At 69.4% G+C, this 19,378-nt stretch carries 17 protein-coding genes and 1 pseudogene; 7 read left to right on the top strand and 11 right to left on the bottom strand.

What is annotated here, in order from left to right; genetic code table 11:
- Window positions 1-166 precede the first annotated feature (166 nt).
- Together LN251_RS36480 and LN251_RS36475 are read right to left on the bottom strand one after the other, a co-directional pair.
- Window positions 167-781: a DedA family protein gene (locus LN251_RS36480; protein WP_458248448.1), complete on the bottom strand. Its 615-nt coding sequence runs from the start codon at window positions 779-781 to the stop codon at window positions 167-169.
- Window positions 778-1,503: a class I SAM-dependent methyltransferase gene (locus tag LN251_RS36475; protein WP_458248447.1), complete on the bottom strand. Its 726-nt coding sequence runs from the start codon at window positions 1,501-1,503 to the stop codon at window positions 778-780. The genes LN251_RS36480 and LN251_RS36475 overlap by 4 nt, the downstream gene beginning before the upstream one ends.
- Before the next feature lie 132 nt (window positions 1,504-1,635).
- Between LN251_RS36475 and LN251_RS36470 the strand changes: the two genes are divergently transcribed.
- The gene (locus LN251_RS36470; protein ID WP_458248446.1) at window positions 1,636-2,799 is read left to right on the top strand and encodes a sensor histidine kinase; all 1,164 of its coding nucleotides are present in this window, start codon (window positions 1,636-1,638) and stop codon (window positions 2,797-2,799) included.
- Window positions 2,796-3,446, top strand: coding sequence for a response regulator (locus LN251_RS36465; protein ID WP_458248445.1), 651 nt, complete (start codon window positions 2,796-2,798; stop codon window positions 3,444-3,446). The genes LN251_RS36470 and LN251_RS36465 overlap by 4 nt, the downstream gene beginning before the upstream one ends.
- A 303-nt stretch (window positions 3,447-3,749) precedes the next feature.
- Here LN251_RS36465 and LN251_RS36460 read toward each other — a convergent pair whose 3' ends face one another.
- Window positions 3,750-4,094 (bottom strand): hypothetical protein, encoded by a 345-nt coding sequence (locus LN251_RS36460; RefSeq protein ID WP_458248444.1) that lies wholly within the window; start codon window positions 4,092-4,094, stop codon window positions 3,750-3,752.
- A 378-nt stretch (window positions 4,095-4,472) separates the two neighbouring features.
- Window positions 4,473-6,110 (bottom strand): serine hydrolase, encoded by a 1,638-nt coding sequence (locus LN251_RS36455; protein WP_458248443.1) that lies wholly within the window; start codon window positions 6,108-6,110, stop codon window positions 4,473-4,475.
- A 286-nt stretch (window positions 6,111-6,396) separates the two neighbouring features.
- Between LN251_RS36455 and LN251_RS36450 the strand changes: the two genes are divergently transcribed.
- Both LN251_RS36450 and LN251_RS36445 read left to right on the top strand, forming a co-directional pair.
- Window positions 6,397-7,386 carry an ornithine cyclodeaminase family protein gene (locus LN251_RS36450; RefSeq protein WP_458249496.1) on the top strand — a complete coding sequence of 330 codons (990 nt, stop codon included), beginning with the start codon at window positions 6,397-6,399 and terminating at the stop codon, window positions 7,384-7,386.
- A 739-nt stretch (window positions 7,387-8,125) separates the two neighbouring features.
- Entirely contained in the window at window positions 8,126-8,389 is a 264-nt protein-coding gene (locus LN251_RS36445; protein ID WP_458248442.1) for a hypothetical protein, read from the top strand.
- A 57-nt stretch (window positions 8,390-8,446) separates the two neighbouring features.
- Here the strand turns inward: LN251_RS36445 and LN251_RS36440 are convergent.
- A pseudogene (locus LN251_RS36440) lies at window positions 8,447-9,101 on the bottom strand (IS5 family transposase).
- 164 nt (window positions 9,102-9,265) lie between these two features.
- Window positions 9,266-9,643 (bottom strand): hypothetical protein, encoded by a 378-nt coding sequence (locus LN251_RS36435; RefSeq protein WP_458248441.1) that lies wholly within the window; start codon window positions 9,641-9,643, stop codon window positions 9,266-9,268.
- 315 nt (window positions 9,644-9,958) lie between these two features.
- On the opposite strand from LN251_RS36435, the gene LN251_RS36430 reads away from it, so the two are divergent.
- The 3 genes from LN251_RS36430 (at window position 9,959) to LN251_RS36420 (ending at window position 13,676) form a co-directional block, all read left to right on the top strand.
- Complete coding sequence (locus LN251_RS36430; RefSeq protein WP_458248440.1) at window positions 9,959-10,996, top strand: hypothetical protein; 1,038 nt, start codon at window positions 9,959-9,961, stop codon at window positions 10,994-10,996.
- A 365-nt stretch (window positions 10,997-11,361) separates the two neighbouring features.
- The gene (locus LN251_RS36425; RefSeq protein ID WP_458248439.1) at window positions 11,362-13,062 is read left to right on the top strand and encodes a PHP domain-containing protein; all 1,701 of its coding nucleotides are present in this window, start codon (window positions 11,362-11,364) and stop codon (window positions 13,060-13,062) included.
- Window positions 13,059-13,676 (top strand): hypothetical protein, encoded by a 618-nt coding sequence (locus tag LN251_RS36420; protein WP_458248438.1) that lies wholly within the window; start codon window positions 13,059-13,061, stop codon window positions 13,674-13,676. The genes LN251_RS36425 and LN251_RS36420 overlap by 4 nt, the downstream gene beginning before the upstream one ends.
- Before the next feature lie 270 nt (window positions 13,677-13,946).
- On the opposite strand, the gene LN251_RS36415 is transcribed toward LN251_RS36420, so the two are convergent.
- The 5 genes from LN251_RS36415 to LN251_RS36395 are packed head-to-tail and all read right to left on the bottom strand — an operon-like array spanning window position 13,947 to window position 19,378.
- A complete protein-coding gene (locus LN251_RS36415) occupies window positions 13,947-14,945 on the bottom strand; it encodes a histidinol-phosphate transaminase (protein ID WP_458248437.1) in 999 nt (332 codons plus the stop codon).
- A 3-nt stretch (window positions 14,946-14,948) separates the two neighbouring features.
- Window positions 14,949-15,968, bottom strand: a complete 1,020-nt coding sequence (locus tag LN251_RS36410; RefSeq protein WP_458248436.1) for a 3-oxoacyl-ACP synthase III family protein — start codon at window positions 15,966-15,968, stop codon at window positions 14,949-14,951.
- Window positions 15,965-16,618, bottom strand: coding sequence for an SRPBCC family protein (locus tag LN251_RS36405; protein ID WP_458248435.1), 654 nt, complete (start codon window positions 16,616-16,618; stop codon window positions 15,965-15,967). Before LN251_RS36405 ends, LN251_RS36410 begins: the two co-directional genes overlap by 4 nt.
- Window positions 16,590-18,365 (bottom strand): thiamine pyrophosphate-binding protein, encoded by a 1,776-nt coding sequence (locus LN251_RS36400; protein ID WP_458248434.1) that lies wholly within the window; start codon window positions 18,363-18,365, stop codon window positions 16,590-16,592. The genes LN251_RS36405 and LN251_RS36400 overlap by 29 nt, the downstream gene beginning before the upstream one ends.
- Window positions 18,362-19,378 (bottom strand): GlxA family transcriptional regulator, encoded by a 1,017-nt coding sequence (locus LN251_RS36395; protein ID WP_458249495.1) that lies wholly within the window; start codon window positions 19,376-19,378, stop codon window positions 18,362-18,364. Before LN251_RS36395 ends, LN251_RS36400 begins: the two co-directional genes overlap by 4 nt.

Here is a 19,378-nt window from a genome sequence, read left to right as displayed (position 1 = left end):
ACGAGTGCGAGAAGTCGCGGTCGCACCCTCGGCACGTCGGTGCGAGTCGAGCCACACCGACAATCCCGTCTGACAACTGCTCGCACTCCAAGGGCGTGTGGTGGCGTTTCAGTAGCTCATCGGTGGGTTCTCTCGTTGTCGGCCGCCTGGCACAAGGCGTGGACGGTCACGCCGTTCCCTCCTCCTGAGGCGTTCTGCCGCGCCGCACTGCGAGCACGGCTGACATCGCGGTCAGGACGAGTACGGCCGAGACGGGACCCGCCAGCGTGAGCACGTGCTGGAGGGAGGAGGCGGCCGCGTATCCGACTGTTGCCTCCGCGCTCGCCCAGACGCACGCCGCGGTGACGCTGTAGGGCGCGATGCGGTGGTACGGGAGATGGGCGGCGCCCGCACAGTGGGGGGCAAGGGTGCGGACCACGGGGATGAACCGGGCAAGGAAGACGGCCCGGCCGCCGTAGCGGCCCATCAGTGTCTCCGCGCGTGACCAGACGGCGGGCGGAATGCGCCGGCCCGCGGGGCCGGTGCGCAGCCGGTCGGCAAGGAACCGGCCGGTGCGATGGGCGAGGAAGTCACCCGCCACGACGGCGCCGGCCGCCGCGGCGATGATCAGGAGCAGGCTTATGTGCCCGGTCCGGGCGAGTGCGCCCGCGGTCAGCAGCAGGGTCAGTGTGGGGATGAACGCGCCCACCAGCAGGACCGATTCGGCCAGCACCGCCGTGGTCACACCCGCGTAGACCGCGACCGGCGGAAGGTGGCCGAGGAGACCGCAGATCGCGTTCACCGTCGTGCCCCGGAGAGACGCTGCGCGGAGGAATCCGCGGGCACGAGGGGGCGGCGCAGGTGCCAGACATGCGCAGGGGGCAGGTTGGCCCAGACCGTCCAGCGGCCGGTGGCGTAAGCGCGCTGGTATGCGGCCATGACCTCGTCGACCGCGGCGTGACGGCGGGCTTCGGCCCGGGAAGCGGTCAGGGCGCGCGCCTTGCGGGTGCCGACGTAGGCGAAGTAGGTGAGCGTGCCGCCAGGATGCAGCAGGTCCATGGAGCGGGCCATGATCCGCTCCACCTGGTCGGGGGCGAAGTTGGTCAGGGGCAGGCCGGAGACGATGACGTCGTAGCGCTGGTCGGTGTCGAGCTGCTCGACGAATATCTCGTGCACGCTCACCCTTCCCGGAGCGTCGGCCAGGTCCGGGTGTGCGGTGACGAGGCGGCGCAGCTGGGCGGCGAAGCGGGGATTGGCCTCCACGATGTCCAGGCGGCTGCCGCCGGACAGTTGGGGGATCAGAGCCCGGGTGACCGGGCCGGTGCCTGCGCCGACTTCCAGGACGGCCAGCGGACGGGACGCCTGGCTCCGCACGGGATCGGTCAGGGCGCGGGCCAGGGCTTTGCCGCTGGGGGCGATCGCGCCGGTGGTGCGCAGATCACGGGCTGCTTCGATCAGAAACATCCAGCCTTCGGCTTCGCGTTGCGCCAGGACACGTTCGTGGGAGGCGGTCCATTCATCCATGCCTATGACGCTAGGAATCGCCGCCCAGCGGCAGATCCGCCGTTCTTCGACGGCTTCCCCCGACGAAAGTAGGGGGTGGGCGTCGCCGATCGTCGAGGGACGGCAGCCAGGGGCCTGCCTAGGATGCTGACGGTGAACAGCAGCAAGATCCAGGCGAGGGTGGTGGCCCTCGGGCGCGGCGCGACCGTGACGTTCTTCGCCACCATCGCCGCAGTGAACGGCGCGCAGCAGATCAGCGATGGCAGGTATGCGATTCCCATCGGTGCCTCGGCCGTGGCGTGCGCGGTGGTGCTGCTCGTGCCGCGGCTGCGCTGGCCCGTCGCACCCATCGTGGTCACCGCGTTCACCGCGTGGTGGGGCTGGATCGGCACGCTGCTCCTGGCTCTTGTCCTGTACGACCTGGCCGTGGCCCGCCGGACGCGGGCGGCGATCGTCTGCGTCGCCGCCGCACTGTGCGCCAACCTCGCCGGCTATCCGCCGACCCGGCTGTGGGGCCATCAGGAGTACGTCACCGCGCTGTTCCTGTGGGCCTTCGCGTATGTCGTCGGCATGTGGATCGGCAGCCGCCGGCGTCTGGTGCGCGCGCTGGCCGCGGATGTGGAGCACCTGCGCGTCGAGGCGCAGCTGCGCGAGGAAGCCGCCCGGGTCGCGGAACGGTCCCGGATCGCGGCGGAGATGCACGACGTCCTCGCCCACCGGCTCAGCCTGATCGCCCTGCACACGGGCGTGCTGGCCACCCGTAGCGACACCCTGCCCGGACCGGTCGCCGAACGACTGGCCCTGCTGCGGGGCACCTCCACGGAAGCGCTCGCCGACCTGCGGGACGTGCTCGGTGTGCTGCGTGCTCCGGGTGCCGCACCGAACGGTGCCGGCGTTGTGCCCGCGCCGGTGCCCGGCGACGTCCAGCAGTTGGTGGACGACGCCCGCGCCGCCTCCCAGCCCGTTGCCATCACGATCCTCGGCCGACCGGAGGACGCGCCCACCACCCACCGTCTGGCGGTGTACCGCATCGCGCAGGAAGCCCTGACCAATGCCCGCAAACACGCCGACGGCACCCTGGTGACCTTGGCGATCGACTACCGGTCGCCGGCCACCCTGGTGGAGGTCACCAACCCCGCCGGTCGTCCCGGGCAAGCGGCCGCCGTCGGCTCCGGCTACGGACTCGTCGGCCTGCGCGAACGCGTCAGCGCGCTCGGTGGCCATCTGCACGCGGGACCGGCCGGCGCCGGCTCCTGGCGTCTGGCCGCCCGCATCCCCCACCCGGCCGGCACACAAGAGAACGGCACGCCCGCATGATCCGCGCAATGATCGTCGACGACGACGCCCTGGTCCGCCTCGGCCTGGCCGACCTCCTCGACAGCGACCCGGAGATCGAGCTCGTCGCCCAGGCAGCCGACGGCCTCCAGGCCATCGAGCAGGCCGGCGCCCACCGCATCGATGTGGCCCTCGTCGACGTGCGCATGCCCCGCATGGACGGCATCGCCGCCACCGCCGGGCTGAGGGCGCTGCCCCACCCGCCGAAGGTCATCACCCTGACCACCTTCGACCTCGACCAGTACGTCTACGACGCCCTCGGCGCCGGAGCCGACGGCTTCCTCCTCAAGGACACCGAACCGGCCGAGATCCTGCGTGCCGTCCACCTGGTGGCCGCCGGTTCCGCGATGCTCCACCCCACAGCGGCCCGCCGCCTCATCGACCGCTACCACGCCACCACCCGGCCCCAGGCGGTCCAGGCCCAGGCCCGCATCGACCGACTCACCCCACGCGAGCGCGACGTACTCGCGCTCCTCGCCCGCGGCGAGACCAACGCCGAGATCGCCGCCCGCCTCACCATGCGCGAGAGCACTGTCAAAGCCCACGTCAGCCGCATCCTGACCGCACTGGACGTCAGCAACCGCGTCCAAGCCGCCCTCCTGGCCCGCGACGCAGACCTCACCGCATGAGCCGACCACGACGGCGAAGTCGCCCCCCAGCGCAACGACGCTCGCGCCGCTCCGAATCCAGTCCGTATGCCCGACGGGGGGCCGGTCGGCCTGCACAGTCCAGTGGCCACCCTCCACTCCGACGACCACTTCGGCCGCAACCCCGCCGCGCACGACGGCACCTTCGTGACAGGGGCGCCGTAACTCCGTACAGGGCAGCGCCCTTGCCCATTCGGGCGCCCGCGCGGAGCCCAGACCAGCCACCCACCCGGCCCCTGCCCCCGGCCACTGCGGCCCGCCTGGCCTTTCGAGCAGCGCTGCAGCTCACGCGACCCGGCGGCGCCGAGCGTAGGCGATCGTGAGGGCGGCGACCAGTGGCCCCCAGGCCAGCAGCGGGGCATAGCAGACATCCATGATCACGCCCGCTGTACCGTGCGGGAAGTCGGGGTTGTCCAGCGGTCCTCTCGGCGCCAGGGTGACCGCCGCGCACAGCGCCATCACCGCGACGGCGCCCACTGCCGCGGGTATGACCACGGCCAGCGGTGGGATGCGGCGGCCGCCCCACCACGGAACCCAGCGCGGGACCCATTCACCCCAGGGCTTCACCAGGCCCAGCGTCAGGCAGGCGGCCGCCTGTGAGGCCACCGACAGGATCACTACGTAGAGCATGATCGACGCTCCCGCGTAAAGCGAACCGAGTCGGCCGGTGAAGCCGACATCGACCCCAAACCCGAGTGAGAGCCGCCACACACACGACGGCACCGTGCAAAGCACGGTCGCCCAAGCCGCCCGGACCGCCCACCGAGGGGCGGCAATCCGGGCGTTCGGCGACGGGAACGCACTGGCCATCACAAGCTCCGGAGTGGTGAGGCGAAAAGACCCCTCGACGATGTCACCACCCAGCAGCCGGCGGCATCATCCCACCAGCCGGACGACCTCCCCCACGCGGAGGAGCCCACCGGGGCATCAGCTCGCCCTCCGGTATGAAACGGCAGTGCTGGTCAGAGCGCCAACGAGTCGCTGCGACCGCCGCTTTCGCAACACTTCCTAGCCGTTCCTCGTGAAGGTGCCCAGACCGGTCGTGTCGAGGTTCTCGACCCGGACCTTGTCGGCGCGTCCGCCGGACCCGACGGTGAACGTCACACCGGACAAGCCGACGGCGTTTTCGCCGGTGGTGCGGTAGCTGAAGGTGTCACCGTCGTAGTGGTGCAAGACGAATCGTTGCTTCTTGGGCCCCAGTTGCATGGTGAGTTCGCCGCTCTGGGTGCTGACGGTCATCGGGCCGTAGTACTCATTGGCGTACGTCCCGGTGTAGGCGCTGGTCGCCTTGGCCGGTGCGGGGGAGGCCGGAGGCTTGTTGTAGTAGACCGGTGAGCGTTCTCCCTCCGCCGCCTGCTTGAGGATCGGTCCGATGAACGTCAGCCAGTCGACGGTCGGCCCGCCGGTCTGCGCGGTGTCGAGGAACGTGTTGGCGATCGCCTCGGGTACGCCGATGGGCTCGCCGTTGGTGAGGACGACGATGCCCAGCTTTTCCGAGGGCAACAGCGTGACGTTGGTGGCTGCGCCCAGCGCGAAGGCGCCGGAGTGGCTGAGCTTCAGCCTGCCCTGGTCGTCGTAGCCCACGTTCCAGCCGAGCCCGTAGAACCCGGCCCTGCCCGCGGGCGCGTGCGGCGGCTCGGAGACGATGTGGGGCAGGTGGGTCTGATCCAGCGCGTCGGCGTCGACGAGTTGCCGCCCCTCGAAGGTGCCGTTGCCCAGTTGCAGGCGCAGCCACTTCGTCATGTCCCGGACCGTGGAGCTGGCCCCGCCAGCCGGGCTCTGGGCATCCGCGTCGCGCACGTTCTCGGCACGCCAGGTGTCCCCGGTCTTCACATGCAATGAGGCCTTGTCGGCCGCCTTCTCGTAGTCGGCGAAGGAAGAGCTGGTGGAGTTCATGCCGAGCGGCCGGTACAGCTTCTCGGCGGACAGCTTCTCCCAACTCGTCCCCGCAGCACGCGCGACGGCGACGGCGGCTTCGGTCAGCCCGAAGTTGGTGTACGCGTAGTGGGCGCGGAAGGGGGCGAGCGGTTGGTAGCGGAGGTGGTTCAGGATGTACGAGCGGTCGTAGCCGAGGTCCTCCAGAAGGTCTCCGGCGTGATCGGGCAGGCCGCTGCGATGCGAGAACAGGTCGGCCAGCGTGACATGGCGCGTGACCCAAGGATCCTTGAGGTCGAAGCCCGGGTCGTACTTGACGACCGGGTCGTCCCAGGCGACGGTCTTCTCGCCCACCGTCGCGGCGACCACGGTGGACGCAAGGGGCTTGGAGACCGAGGCGAGTTGGAAGACGGTGTCCGCTCCGACCCGGTCCTTCGTGCCTGCCTTCCGCACGCCGAACCCCTTTACATACAGCACCTTGCCGTCGTGCACCACGCCCACGGCGACTCCGGGCACACCGGTGCGGCGCATGGCGTCCCGCACCGTGCCGTCCAGCCGGCTCACCGCGGTCTCGACCTCGGCCCGGGTGAGCTGTGACGGTGGCTGGGCAGGTGGGACGGTGGGCAACGGTGACGTCCGCACGGCCGCACGGCCGACGGTGGAGGTGGTGTCGGCGTCGGCCCCGGTGCAGCCGACGGCCAGCGCCGCCACCAGGCCCAGTGCCGCGGCGGAACGAACGGGCCGGTGGCATGCGCTGTCGAGTCGGGACATGTCTTCCATGGAAATCCCGCTCCCGGCACCTGTCGCGCCATGGCAGACCGTTTGGGGGCGGGCGGGTGCGTCACGCTGCCCCCTACAGGCCCGACGCTTCTGCCACACGCAGTCCTGATGATGCGGCACCTCCGCACTGCTGCCCTCGTGTCCTCAGAAGTCCGGGTCGTCCGATGAACGTGCTCAGGCTGTGGGGCGTGTCATGACCGGGGTGACGGGATTCGATGCTCGACGCTTTGGCTCTGCGGTCGTAGGCCGAATGACTGGCAACAGGAGGTTGAGGCGCATGCTGGTGCTGAGCCGCTCGCAGGTCGAGGACCTGCTCGACATGGACTCGCTGATCGATGCCCTGGTTCCGGCGATGGCAGACCTCAGTGCGGGCCGTGCCTCGGTGTCCGATCGCGTCGCCGCCCTCGTGCCCGAACAGGATGGATTGCTGGTGGCCATGCCGGGCTTCCTGGCGTCGGCCGGGACGCTCATGACCAAGCTGGTGTCACTCTTTCCTCACAACGACGGGGCGCAGATGCCGACCCACCAGGCGCTGATCGTGGCGTTCGATCCGGACACCGGCGAGCCCGCTGCCCTGCTGGACGGTACGGCCATCACCGCGGCGCGGACCGGCGCCTGCTCCGCGCTGTCCGTGCGGCTGCTGGCCCGAGAGGACGCGTCGGTGCTGGCCGTACTGGGAACGGGCGTGCAGGCCCGGTCCCACGCTCACGCGATCTGCCGGGTCCGCCCCATCCGGCAGATCCGTGTGGCCGGCCGGGACCCGGCGAGGGCCGCCGCCCTCGCCGAAGAACTCTCCTCCGTACTCGAGGCCGACGTGCAGGCTGCCTCCGGCTACGCCGAGGCGCTGGCCGGCGCGGACATCGCCGCGGCGACGACACACGCGGTCGAGCCCGTGATCCGCCGCCCCTGGGTGACACCAGGGGTGCACATCACCTCGGTGGGCTACAACCCGTCCGGCCGCGAGATCGACGACGCCACCGTCGCCGAGGCGCTCGTGTGCGTCGAGTCCCGCCAGGCCGCCCTCGCCCCGCTACCCGCGGGCAGCAACGACCTGCTCACGCCGATCCGCGACGGCCTCATCACGGCCCATCACGTGCACGCCGAGCTGGGCGAACTCATCGCAGGCAGCAAGTCGGGACGCACTGCGCCGGATCAGATCACCCTCTACAAGTCGGTCGGTGTGGCCGTACAGGACGCCGCAGCAACGGCCCTGGTCGTCGCGGCCGCCCGCGAGCAATCGATCGGCGAGGAGATCCCTCTGCAGTGACGCGGCAACGCGGGCAAGACCTACGGCGCCGTGGGGCAGTACAGCTTCTGCGCGCCGACAATCGAGGTCACCGCCGGTGACCTCGATTGTCGGCGCCGTCCCCGCCCTCACCGCTTCCACCCGCGACGGCAACCTCGTCCTGGTCCGGCAATGCCGACCCGGCCGCCCCGAGCACCATCGTGTCAACCAAGGCCAGAGCCCCGACGAGAACGTCGTTGCGATCCGCCACTCTGACTCCTGCTCGCCAGGCGCTCGGACGGCACCCGGGACAACGTCTGCTCAGCCAAGCCCCTCGCTACCGGCCGGTGACGATCCGCACAGCGAACGGCAAGCCGATCATCGAGACGTCGAACAAGAGTCTGCGGAATATGAAGGAGGCCGTGGTGACCTCCTTCCACGAGTCCTACCATCAGAAGCACCTGGCGTGTTTCGGCGACATCGGCACCGAGAGACCGAGGACTCTTCGGACAGATGGCGTGGTGAAGGATTTCCGTGGGCGGCCGGTAACGCCTTCCTCCGAATAGCTCGAACGCCTCGGCCCGTTGAGCTGGAGTCCCACAGGGCCGCGACGAGATCGAATCCCCTTGCGGCCAGCCCAGCCGTGCCGACCACCCCAGCCCTTCAGAGAGGTTTCCACTTCATGACCCGGCCCTACGACCAGCACCACCGCGAGGCCCTCGGTGCTCAGCTGCACTTGCCTGTGACGGAACGAACCTGCCCAATCTGCGACCGCACGACCATGCGTGTCTACCATCACACCAAGTACGGCCGGAGCGAGCCTTCATGGATCAACTACCTGTGGTGCGGCAACTGTCATGCCTACTCGTCGTCCTTCACGGGTGCCGGCCGCAAGACGGTCGAAAGCGACCCGCTCCTTGAGCAGTACGGCGACCGGATCGCCGAGATCTTCCGTGACCCCGAGCGCCTGCTCAAGATCCTCGATGGCTACTGGAAGACGGGAAAGCTCCCCCAGGTGATCTCCCGCCGCTCCCGCGCAAGCTGACATCCCGACGGAGTTCGTGGAAGGGGGAGCGGTACGGGACGACGCCCCTGAGAACTCCTAACAAAGTGAGAGGTTGACCAGCCGTCGCCAGCAGATGATGGCGCAGGCCAGGCTGAGGAAGGCTTCGTGGATGTCGTCGCGGATCTCCCAGCGGATGCGCAGTCGGCGGAACCAGTGCAGCAGCGCGAAGCTCTGTTCGACCACCCTGGCCTGGATCAGGGGGATGAGCTGGGTGACACGTTGCGGTTTCCGCCGGTCAGCGATACCGCCAGCGGGATGCCGTGCCCTTCGGTGATCAGATGGTGCTTGGAGCCTGTTCGGGCACGGTCGACCGGGCTCGGTCCTGTTTTGGGCCGCCTTTGAGCGCCCTGACGTGCGAGCCGTCGATCACCGCCCTCGACCAGTCCAGCGCGCCGGCGGCGTTCAGCTCGGCCAGGAGCGACTCGTGCAGACGCTGCCAGACTCCCGCGTCGTTCCAGTCACGCAGACGCCGCCAGCAGGTCATCCCCGAGCCGAAGCCCAGCTCCTGGGGCAGGAACTCCCACGGAATGCCGGTGTACAGCACGAACAGGATGCCCGACAGCACCTTCCGGTCGTCCAGACGCTTGCGGCCGGGGTGATCCGTTCGGTGCGGCACAACCGGCAGCAACGGCTCGATGCGCACCCACAGCCCATCCGGCACGATCCACGGCGGTTGCTCACCCCTTCTCATCTGAAGGCTAACAACCCATCAGATGTCGACATTCCAAGGTGAGTTGCAGCAATTCTGTTAGGAGTTCTGAGTCAGCGAATGCTTTTGAGCGACCACGACACCACCACCGACAACCCCCCACGACCAACCCCGGCCCCACCGTAGGCGACGGGACACTGTGGCCGTCACTCGATCCAGCGGGCAGCGGCCTCGTAGATGGTGGCCGGGGTGGTGTTGAACGCGATGGCCGCCTGCGGTGCGTACCGCCGCACCATGTTGATGACTTGCTCGAGGAGTTCCACTTGATCGTCTGAGTGCCGCAGACCACCGCCGACGGTGACGCACTCCCACGCATGGGCTCGCAGGGCATTCCCGACGACCACTTCTACGTCGTCACTTCCATCAAGGCCGATGAGGCAGGTCTCGACGGACACGTCATGTTCGGCGAACTTGGCCAGTCCCGCCTTGATCCCTTCGGCTACCGGCTCGGGATCCCACGGCCCCGGCAACCGATACGGATCAAGCCCGATGACAAGGACGCGGGGGGAGGCAGTGGTGTCCATGTCGGGACGATACGCGCCGATCGCCCCGGTCGGGAAGGGACACTCAAGCCGCGTGACGCGCTAATTGACGGCCATCCAGAAGGGCAGGTTGTTCACCTGCAAACGTCGCGGCCGAGATGAGGAAGCGACGCCATCCGGCTCTCACGTGATCAACATGGCGGACCTGATGGCTCGTCTCACCAGCAAGAGAACCGTCTTTGGGGCTCGTCCGTTGGCGATTGGGCATGGACCTGCCGCGAGGGGGCAGACGTCGCAACGCTGGAATCATGCCGATCGCGCCCATGGGGGGCGCTCGTACGTCAGGAAGACGTGCGTATGCGACGCATCCGGCTCAGATCCGTACTCGGTGCCCTACTCCTAGCCCTGTTCGCCGTCGTCGGCGCCGCACCTGGGGCGACGGCAGCCCCGGCGGTCACGACCACCACCCTGCCGGTCGAGTACCACGCAGACATGGCCGTCGACGTCGTGCACCAGCGGCTGTACATCGCCGACATCGTCACCGGCTCCGTCGTGGTCACCGACTTCGACGGCCGCGTCACCGGGACACTCACCGACCTGCCGGGTGCCGCCGACCTGGTGCTGAACCCCGATGCCCGCACCCTGTACGTGGTGCTCAGCCGCGGCGACGCCATCGCCGCTGTGGACACCGCCACCTACCGGACGACGGCGCGCTACGCCACCGGGGCCGGCACCGCCCCGCTCCGCACGGCGTGGGTGGACGGCACGTTCTGGTTCGCCTACGGCGACCAGTGGGAGAGCAGCCTCGGTTCGCTCACCTTTGGCGCCTGGCCCCGGGTAAGGCTGGCCCAACTCCCGGAGGGCACCTGGCCCGGACCGCCGATGCTGGTGTCCGCCCCCAGCGCCCCGGTTCTGGTGATCGCCGCCGATCAACACTCGACCGCGGGCACGGTCACCGTGTACGACATGACGTCCGGGACCCCCGTCGTGCGCGCCACGCAGAACAACCCCGGCGGCATCTCCGACGTCGGTGACCTGGCGCTGTCGCCCGACGGGCCGACACTATTCGCGGTGAGCGGTGCGCCGTACCACCACCTGGCCTTCCGTCTCGCGGACCTGTCGGTGGAACGCATCTACCCCGCCGACGCCTCCCCGGACGCGGTCGCTGTCGCACCCGACGGCACCGTCGCTGCCGACATCGACAACTCCTACGGCCCCGACGTCTACCTCTTCTCCGCGGGCGCTGACGCGCCTTCGCAGATCGTCGACCTCGACCCGGGCAGCGGCCTGAGCCTGCGTCCGCACGGATTGGCCTGGTCCCCAGACGGCAGCCGACTGTTCGCCCTGACCGGGAAGTACGGCGTCGCGCTCACCCTGCACGTGATGGACGTCTGACCGGACCGGTCCCGTCGAGGCGGGCGGCGACCTCCGCCCGCCTCCTGTGCCCGCCGGAGTGGCGCGAGGTTCTGTAGGCATTCCGGGTGCTCAAAGGCGCTGATGCACTCCAGCCAGTCCGACTGCCCGACCGGTGAGCTTCGGCAGGATGCGCCGGCGCATCGAGCACGACTGCCGCGAGCGCAAACACGGTGAAGAGAGGCAGGACCCACGTGCCCCACTGGCCGCCCAGGGACCGCCAACGCCCTCACCACACATCAGCCGTTCGGCGACCCCCCACCGTCCAGATGCCCGTCGTTCATCCGGCCTGCTCAGAATCTGCACGTCCCACGCGTGCACCTTTCTGCCGTCCGCCGGAGTTGAGCATGAGTCACGGCCACAGACACGACCACGGTCACCATCACCACCACGGCAGCCACGAAACCTCCTCGCTGCCGCCCGCCCTCGACATGTCGGTCCCCGACGAGGAGTTGACCCCCAGCCAGCTCTCGCGGCGCTCCATGCTGCGCCGCACCGGACTCCTCGGCGCGGGCCTCGCGGCCGGCAGCGTCCTGGGCGGTGCGGGCCAGGCCGCAGCCGCCGTACCCGCTGTCGTGGGTTCCCACGACGACCGCTCCGGCGGCTACCTGTGGCTCGCGGGCGACCATCACATCCACACGCAGTACAGCTCGGACGCCAAGTACCGCGTCATCGACCACGTGCGGCAGGCCAACGCGCACGGCTTGGACTGGATGGTCATCACCGACCACGGCAGCGAGACCCATGCCAAGATCGGCGTCGAGAAAGTCAACCCGGACATCGTCGCGGCCCGCGACCAGATTGATGACACACTCGTCTTCCAGGGCCTGGAGTGGAACATTCCGGCCGCTGAGCACGGCACTGTCTTCGTCCACCCGGACAAGAACGAGGTCGCGGTGCTCAAGGAGTTCGAGAACTCCTTCGACGGCGCGGTCAAGGGGGCCGCCGCCGGCACCGCGGCGAACGAGGCACTCGCCATCGCGGGCGTCAACTTCCTTGCCGAGCAGGTCCAGCGCCGTAAGGTCAGGGACATCCTGTTTCTCGCCAACCACCCCGCGCGCAAGGGCATCGACTCTCCGCACGAGATCCGTGGCTGGCGCGACGCCCAGCCCACCATCGCGGTCGGCATGGAGGGTGCCCCCGGCCACCAGGCCGCCGGCATCAAGGCGCCGCAGGGCCCCGGTTCCGGCCGTGGCTACTACGACAACAGCCCCAGCGCCGACTCCTTCGGCGGCTACCCCCTGGAGAGCTACCGCACCTGGGGCGGCTTCGACTGGATGACGGCCACTGTCGGAGGACTGTGGGACAGCCTGCTCGCCGAGGGCAAGCCCTGGTGGATCACCGCCAACTCCGACTCCCACAACGTCTACGCCGACACCGCAGTGCGCGGCTCCAACAGCGACTTCAACGGCAACGGCCGCTACAACGACCCGGTCTACGGCGGCGGGCTCAACCTTGCCGACGGCGACTTCTGGCCCGGCCAGTACTCCCGCACCCACGTCGGCGCCGCCTCCTTCTCCTACAAGGCGGTCATGGACGGCATTCGCGCCGGCCGCGTCTGGGTCGACCACGGCGGTCTCATCAGCGGCCTCGACGCCCAGCTGCGCTCCGGCGGCCGAAGGGTGACACTGGGCGACACACTGCACGTCCGCCGCGGCAGCAACGTCGACCTGATCGTCGAGATCAGCCTGGCGAACGGCCCCAACTGGGCCCAGTTCGTGCCGCAGCTGGCCCGCGTGGACGTCATCCAGGGTGACGTCACCGGCCCGGTGTCCGACAAGGACGCCTTCAGCACGCCGAACACCAAGGTCGTGAAGTCCTTCCAGGTGAACACCGTCACCGGTTCCGTACGGCTGACGTACTCGCTCGGCCGGGTCGACAAGCCGGTCTACGTACGCCTGCGCGGAACCGACGGCAACCGCAGCGCTGTGGGCCTCAACGGCGCCGCGGTCGATCCGGCGGGTCCGGCCATGGACGTCCTCGGCGACGCGGACCCGTGGAAGGACCTGTGGTTCTACTCCAACCCCATGTGGGTCCTGCCCGCGTGAACACCGCTGACGACGCGCCCGGCGTCCACTCCGTCATCGGGGTCGACGCCGGGACGGTGAGCCTGCGCGAGGCCGACCACCTGATCCATGACCTGGTGAACCGGCTAGGCCTGCCCTCCGGCACGATCGCCTGCACCCACCTGATCCGCACCGACGAACGCAGAGGTACGGCCGTCTCCCTCGCCCTGCCCGACACCGGAGCGGCCCGTGCCGCGTGGGCGCACATCGCCGCCTTGGCGGAGCTGAACGCCGGTGCCGTGCTGGCCGACGACGTCTACGGACCCCGGCCACTGACACACGCGGCGGCGCTGGCCGCCCGCGAACACGCACGCCGAGAGGGCGGACGAGCAGTGCTCTATCCGGGCGTCGAACACCTCACCGGCACGGTCACCACCGCGGACCTTCTGGACCTGACCGCGATCGAGCGGCTCGTCGTGGTGGGCACGCCTGCGGCGGAGACTCCCGCCGTGACCACACCGGTACTCACTCGTGGCCACGTACGTCCCGAGTGGCGAGCCGGGGACCTGACCCTCGCCCTCGTTCCGGCGGCGGGAGGCACCCTCGCGCCCTTCGAGGTTCCCGACCCGACCCCGTGCTGCGCCGACCACCCCTGACGACACCCCCGCTGCAATGCGCGGCGGGGCTCTCGGCCGGTCGTCTTCTGGGCGGGGTGGCCGAGGTGAGCGGGCTGAGGGGGTGGAGCTGCCGAGCGGACAGGACGGGGGCAGTAAACGGGCCGGCCCATAGTTCGTACTCGGGCCGGAGGGTGCCGTCAGCTCGCACCCAGATCAGCCTTACCGGCACTTCCTGCGCACCGGCCGTCCGCGGTAGGTGCTGACCGCCCCGTCCGGTGCCGCGGTTGATGGGCTTCTGGCGGGCGCTTCCTACCGGTGTACCCCCGCCAGCGCGGCGAGCACGGCGTCGTTGGCCTGCCGGCTGCCGACGGTGAGCCGTAGGCCCTCGCGGGGGTAGTGGCGAGCCTGGACATGAGCAGCGGTGAGTGCTGCGGCACCCTCGTCGACCGGGTCAGGGGCAGCGAGCCAGACGGAGTTGGCGTGGCCGGGGCGTATCTGCCACCCTCGCTGGAGGAGTTGGGACTGGAGCCGTTCGCGTTCGGCGATGACGGTGTCCACGCGTCGGCGCAGCTCGTCGGCGGCGCGCAGCGAGGCCTTCACTGCCGCAGTTGCCACCGCGTTGATTCCGAAAGGCAGCTGTTGTCGGCGTATTCGTGCCACCAGGCCGGTGGCGCCGATTCCGTAGCCGACCCGCAGGGCGGCCAGGCCGTACGCCTTGGAGAAGGTGCGCAGGACAAACAGGTTGGGGTGCTGAAGCAAAAGGGTGGGCGTGTCCGGCAGGTCGGGGTCGCGGGCGAACTCGACGTATGCCTCGTCGAGGAGCACGGTGACGTGCCGGGGGACCTGGCGCAGGAACGCCGACAGCGCGTCGGCGGACACCAGGCTCCCGGTGGGGTTGTGCGGATTGCACAGGACCACCACGCGGGTGCGATCGTCGAGCGCCGCGAGCAGGGCGCCCAGATCCTGGCATCCGTCCGGGGTCAGGGGTACGGGGACGGGCTGGGCGTCGACCATGGCTGCCAGCAGGGGATAGGCGTCGAAACTGCGCCAGGCGTAGACCAGTCTTTCCCCGGGTTCGATCACGGCCTGCAGCAACTGAAGGGCCACGCCCACCGAACCGTTGCCGACCACGACGCCGTCGGGGCTCACCTGGCACCATGCGGCGATTTCCTCCGTGAGTTCGTCGGGGTAGAACGGCGGGTACCGGTGCGCCTGTGCGACAGCACGTCGCATCGCCCTACGGACCGACGGCAGCGGGGGGTACGGGCTCTCGTTCAGCGCCAGCCGGTGCAGCACGGGGATGTCCATCTGTCATCCCCGCCCGCCGTGCCAGCGGACCGCGGCGGCACCGGCGAAGTCGCCCGCGTGGGCGAATCCGCCGAGCACCACCAAGTCGCCGTCCTCGACCTGCTGTGAACGGATCGCGTGGTCCAGAGTGATCGGGATCGCCGCTCCGAACAGGTTGCCGTACTCGTCGAAGGTGTTCAGGTGCCGTTCGGCGGGCAATTGCAGCGCCTCGCGCCAGTTCCGCAGAAAGGTGCGGTTGGGCTGGTTGGTGATGAGGACGTCGATGTCGGCGGTCGCCATGCCGAGTCGCCGGCACAGGTCTGTGACGACTTCGGGGACGAGGCGGTTGCCGCGTGCGAGGACCTTGGCGACGCTGGAGTCGGTGAACCCGATGCGCAGTTGGGACTCTCCCGGCTCCCAGTACTTTCGGCCGTCGTCGACCGCCACGGTCATGTCCCCGGCGTAGTCGCCGATATGCCGTGTTTCCACGTCGAGTACCGGACTGTCGGCCGACGTCGTCACATATCCCACGCCGCAGCCGTCGCCCGGGATCGCGGCCTGGGCGAGCCGGCGCACCTCGGACTGCGTGAACCACTGGCCCGCTGCGCTCTGCGCATTGCAGATCAACGCGGTCCTGGCGTCGGTGGTGGTCAGGATCTGCCGCGCCAGCTTCAACATGTACACGAACGACGCGCAGCCCGCGTTGGCCACGTCGACCAGCCATTCCGGGTTCAGGCCCAGTCGGCGTGCCACCTCGGTGCCGGCGCCCACGAACGGCAGGTCCGGGAGCTGGCTGTGCACCAACAGCACGTCCACACCGCGGATCTCGGCCCTTCCATGCCGTTCGATCAGGGGCTGTACGGCGCGCTCGACCATGTCCGCGTTGGTCTCGTCCGCTGCCACGTGGTGCCGAAGCGGCGGGACCTTGAACATGGGGTGGCTGCGCAACTTGTCCTCGGCTCCCGGGTACTCGGTGTAGAAGGCCGCGGGGACCGGCTCGCCGGGCAGGTAGCTTGCGACGTCGCTGAGACTGACCGTGGTCACCGAGCCACCGCCTTCACCGGAGCCACGGAGACCGGCAGGCCATTGCGGTGGCGGTGTTCCAGGATCGTCTTGAGGTTGTTCATCTCCACGGTGTGCCCTGCGTAGAAGAGGTCCCAGAAGTCGCCCACCCAGGGCCGGTCCGGGCGGGGAGTGATGTCGGGGTGCGGATTGTCGTCGTAGTAGGGGTGGCGGCAGTTGGTCCAGGTGATCACCGCGCCCGGCTTGTCGAGGACCAGGCGAGCTGGTACGACGCGCATCAGGTAGATCATCCACAGCCTGTCGCCCTGGTCCCAGGAGCAGTGGTAATCCACGGTCATGGCCTCTGGGTTGGCGGCCACCTTGCAGTAGATCCTGGTGTCGTCCTCGAGCCGGTCGTAGCCGGCCCACAGCCCCGGTGTGCCGGTGGGCGCGAAGTCCCGCAGGGTGCAGGTCCACTCCTCCAAATGGTGGCCCTGGCGCAGGTAGTCGTAGGCCTGCTCCGGGGGGCAGTCGACGTACTCGTGGATGGTGCAGTACTGCCCGTAGACCTGATGATGGGGGTAGACGGCATGGGTGAGTTCCATGCAGTGGGCGGTCAGCTCCTCCTTGCCGGTGTTCTCGATCCGCATCAGACCGGGGATGTCAGCCAACGTGGATGACGCCTCGCTCATGGGAACTCTCCTCGCTGTCGGTGGTTTCGGTGGCTCGGGTGGCTTCGGTGAAGGACTGGAAGGGGAGGAACGGGGGGATCTCAGCCGGCTCGCAGTCCAGCGCGATGAACGCCGGGCCGCCGCCCGCGTTGCTGCGTAGCAGAGCCCTGTGCAGGTGTGCAGCGTCTTCGGCCCCGGTGACCTGCAGTGTCGGGAAGGCAGCGGTCATCCCGGCGGCGAGGTCGGTCCGGGAGAAGAGGTCGTCGCTGCGGATGCCGCCCTGGAAGAACTCCTCCCGCACCGCGCACATGGCGTGAGCGTTGTTGTTGAAGATGACGAAGGTCACGGGCGCGGCGTGCTCCACGGCCGTGTGCACTTCCATCCCGTGCATGAAGAAGGCCCCGTCCCCGGCGAGTACGTAGGTGCGTCGGCCAGTGGCGAGCGCGGCGCCGATCGCGGCCCCGAAGGTGTAGCCCATGCCTCCCATGCCGACCGCCACGACGAAGCGGCCGTGGCGCGGTGCCGGGAGGAGGTGGATCGCGCTGGCCCCTGCGTTGCCGGCGTCCACGAAGACGTGCGCGTCGTCGGGGAGCGCCGCCTCCACCGCGGCGAGGGCCTTGGGGTACGGAATGGTGCGGCCTTGGGCGCCAGGGGCCGGGCTCGGCATGACGGTGGGAAGGGGGCCGGAGTGCTGTGGGCAGGCGCGTCGTCGCGGCGGGAGGAGGCCGGTCACCTCGCGGAGCGTGTCCGGCAGGTGTCCGAGCAGCGTGGTGCCCGGCACGAACGGCGGTTCGGCACCTAGGCAGACGATTTCGGTGGCGGCCAGGGCCCGGTCGAGGCCCCCGCGTGCCAGGAGCGGCAGCCTGGTGCCGACCAGCAGGCACACATCGGCCTGCCGCAGACACTCTCCGACGTTGGCATGGCCCATCACCCCGGCCACGCCTGCGAATCGGGGATCACTGTTGTCGAAGACGTCCTTGGCGTCAGGGGTGACGGCCACCCACGCGCCGAGGCGTCGGGCCAGTTCGGCCAGTTCCGCGCGTGCGTCCGTGGCGGCGACGTCTTCACCGGCGATGACGAGGACGCGATCGGCACCGCGAAGGGTGTCCGCCACGGCGGTGACGGCCACGGTGTCGAGCCGTGCGGCTGCCGTCGGGGCCGACGGCAGCACACGTGGCACCTTGGCCACGCCGCGGCCGGGCAACTGCACCGGTGCCTGCTGCACGTCCTTGGGCAGCAACAGGACCACCGGCCCAGGTGGATCGGCCCGTGCCGCCGCTACGGCACGAGGCAGCAACTCCGTGAGCGAGTCCGCGTCATCGACGCGCGCGCAGAACCGGGAGACAGGTGCGAAGACCTCCCTGGCGTCGAAGGAGCCCGCCCTGCCGCTGGTGTCCTGGAACGCCCCGTGGCCTTCCTGGCGGGTCGGAGGCTGGCCCACCAGAGCCAGTACAGGCACCCGGGAGGCGTACGCCTCGGCGAGGCCCGGCAGAAGATTCATGGCACCACCGCCCGAGGTGGCGGCGACGACGCCGAGACGTCTGGTCGTACGGGCGTATCCGTCGGCCATCGTGACGGCGGAGAACTCGTGTTTGGCGACGACGCCGCGTATGACGCCGGCGCGGTGAACGGCGTCGTACACGTCCTCGATGTTCGCGCCGCCGACCCCGAACACGTGGGTAACGCCGGCGCTGGCCAGTTCGCCGACCAGGTAGTCGACCAGACGCACCGTTCCTGCCTCGGGTAAGTCCGCGTTCTGTGGGGTCATACGGGGCTCCTGTCCGTCTCGTGGTGCGGGTCGATGAAGCCGGATGGCGAGATGAGCTGAAAGCGGTGCCGGTATTCCGTCGGGGTGAGTCCCAGCGTTCTCCCGAAGGAGCGGAAGAAGGTCTCGGGGGCGACGAATCCGCAGCGGCGCGCTATCTGGCTGATCGTGAGGTCGGTGGTTTCCAGCAGTTCGCGGGCGCGGGCGATACGGGTCCGCTCGATGTACTGGCCGGGGGTCGTGCCCGCCTCGCGCCTGAAGACCCGGGCGAAGTTGCGCAGGCTCATGTTGGCGCGCCGGGCTATCTCGGCGACGGGTAACGGGTTGTGCAGGTTGTCCAGAATCCACTCCTGCGCGGCACGGATCGGCGGATGGTCGGCCAACTGGGCGTCGAGAACGGCGCTGAACTGCGACTGGCCACCGTGCCGCTTGAGGAACAGCACCAGAAATCGTGCCGTCTGCAGCGCGCACGCCGAACCGTGGTCGGCCTCCACGAGAGCAAGCGCCATGTCGATCCCCGTCGACACGCCGGCGGAGGTCACAAAGGGACCGTCCCAGACGAAGATCGGCTCGGCGTCCACCGTCACGTCCGGATAGCGGCCCGCCAGGGCCTCGCTGTACGCCCAGTGCGTGGTCGCGCGTCTGCCGTCGAGGAGGCCCGCCTCCGCGAGCAGAAAGGATCCGCCGCATACGGAGGCCACTCTGCGGGACCGGGCCGCTGCCTGACGGATCCAGGAGACCAGCGCCCGGTCCTGAAGCGCCCCGTTCAGGCTCCATCCGCCCGGCACGAGGAGCGTGTCGATCGGACCCTCGCCCGCCTCCAGCGGCGCGGCTTCCACCTTCATCCCGGAACTCATGCGCACCAGTGGCGCTTCGGGGGAGACGAGCTCGATCCGGTACGGGGCGCCCTCCGGAGCAAGGAACCGGTTAGCGGTATCGAACACTTCCATCGGTCCGGTGATGTCCAGCGCCATTGCGCCCGCGTACACCACCACCACAACACGTCGCTCAAACAC

Source organism: Streptomyces sp. MAI_2237 (assembly GCF_054189285.1).
The sequence above is the reverse complement of the archived record's forward strand: the minus strand, read 5'-3'. Positions and strand labels throughout refer to the sequence as shown.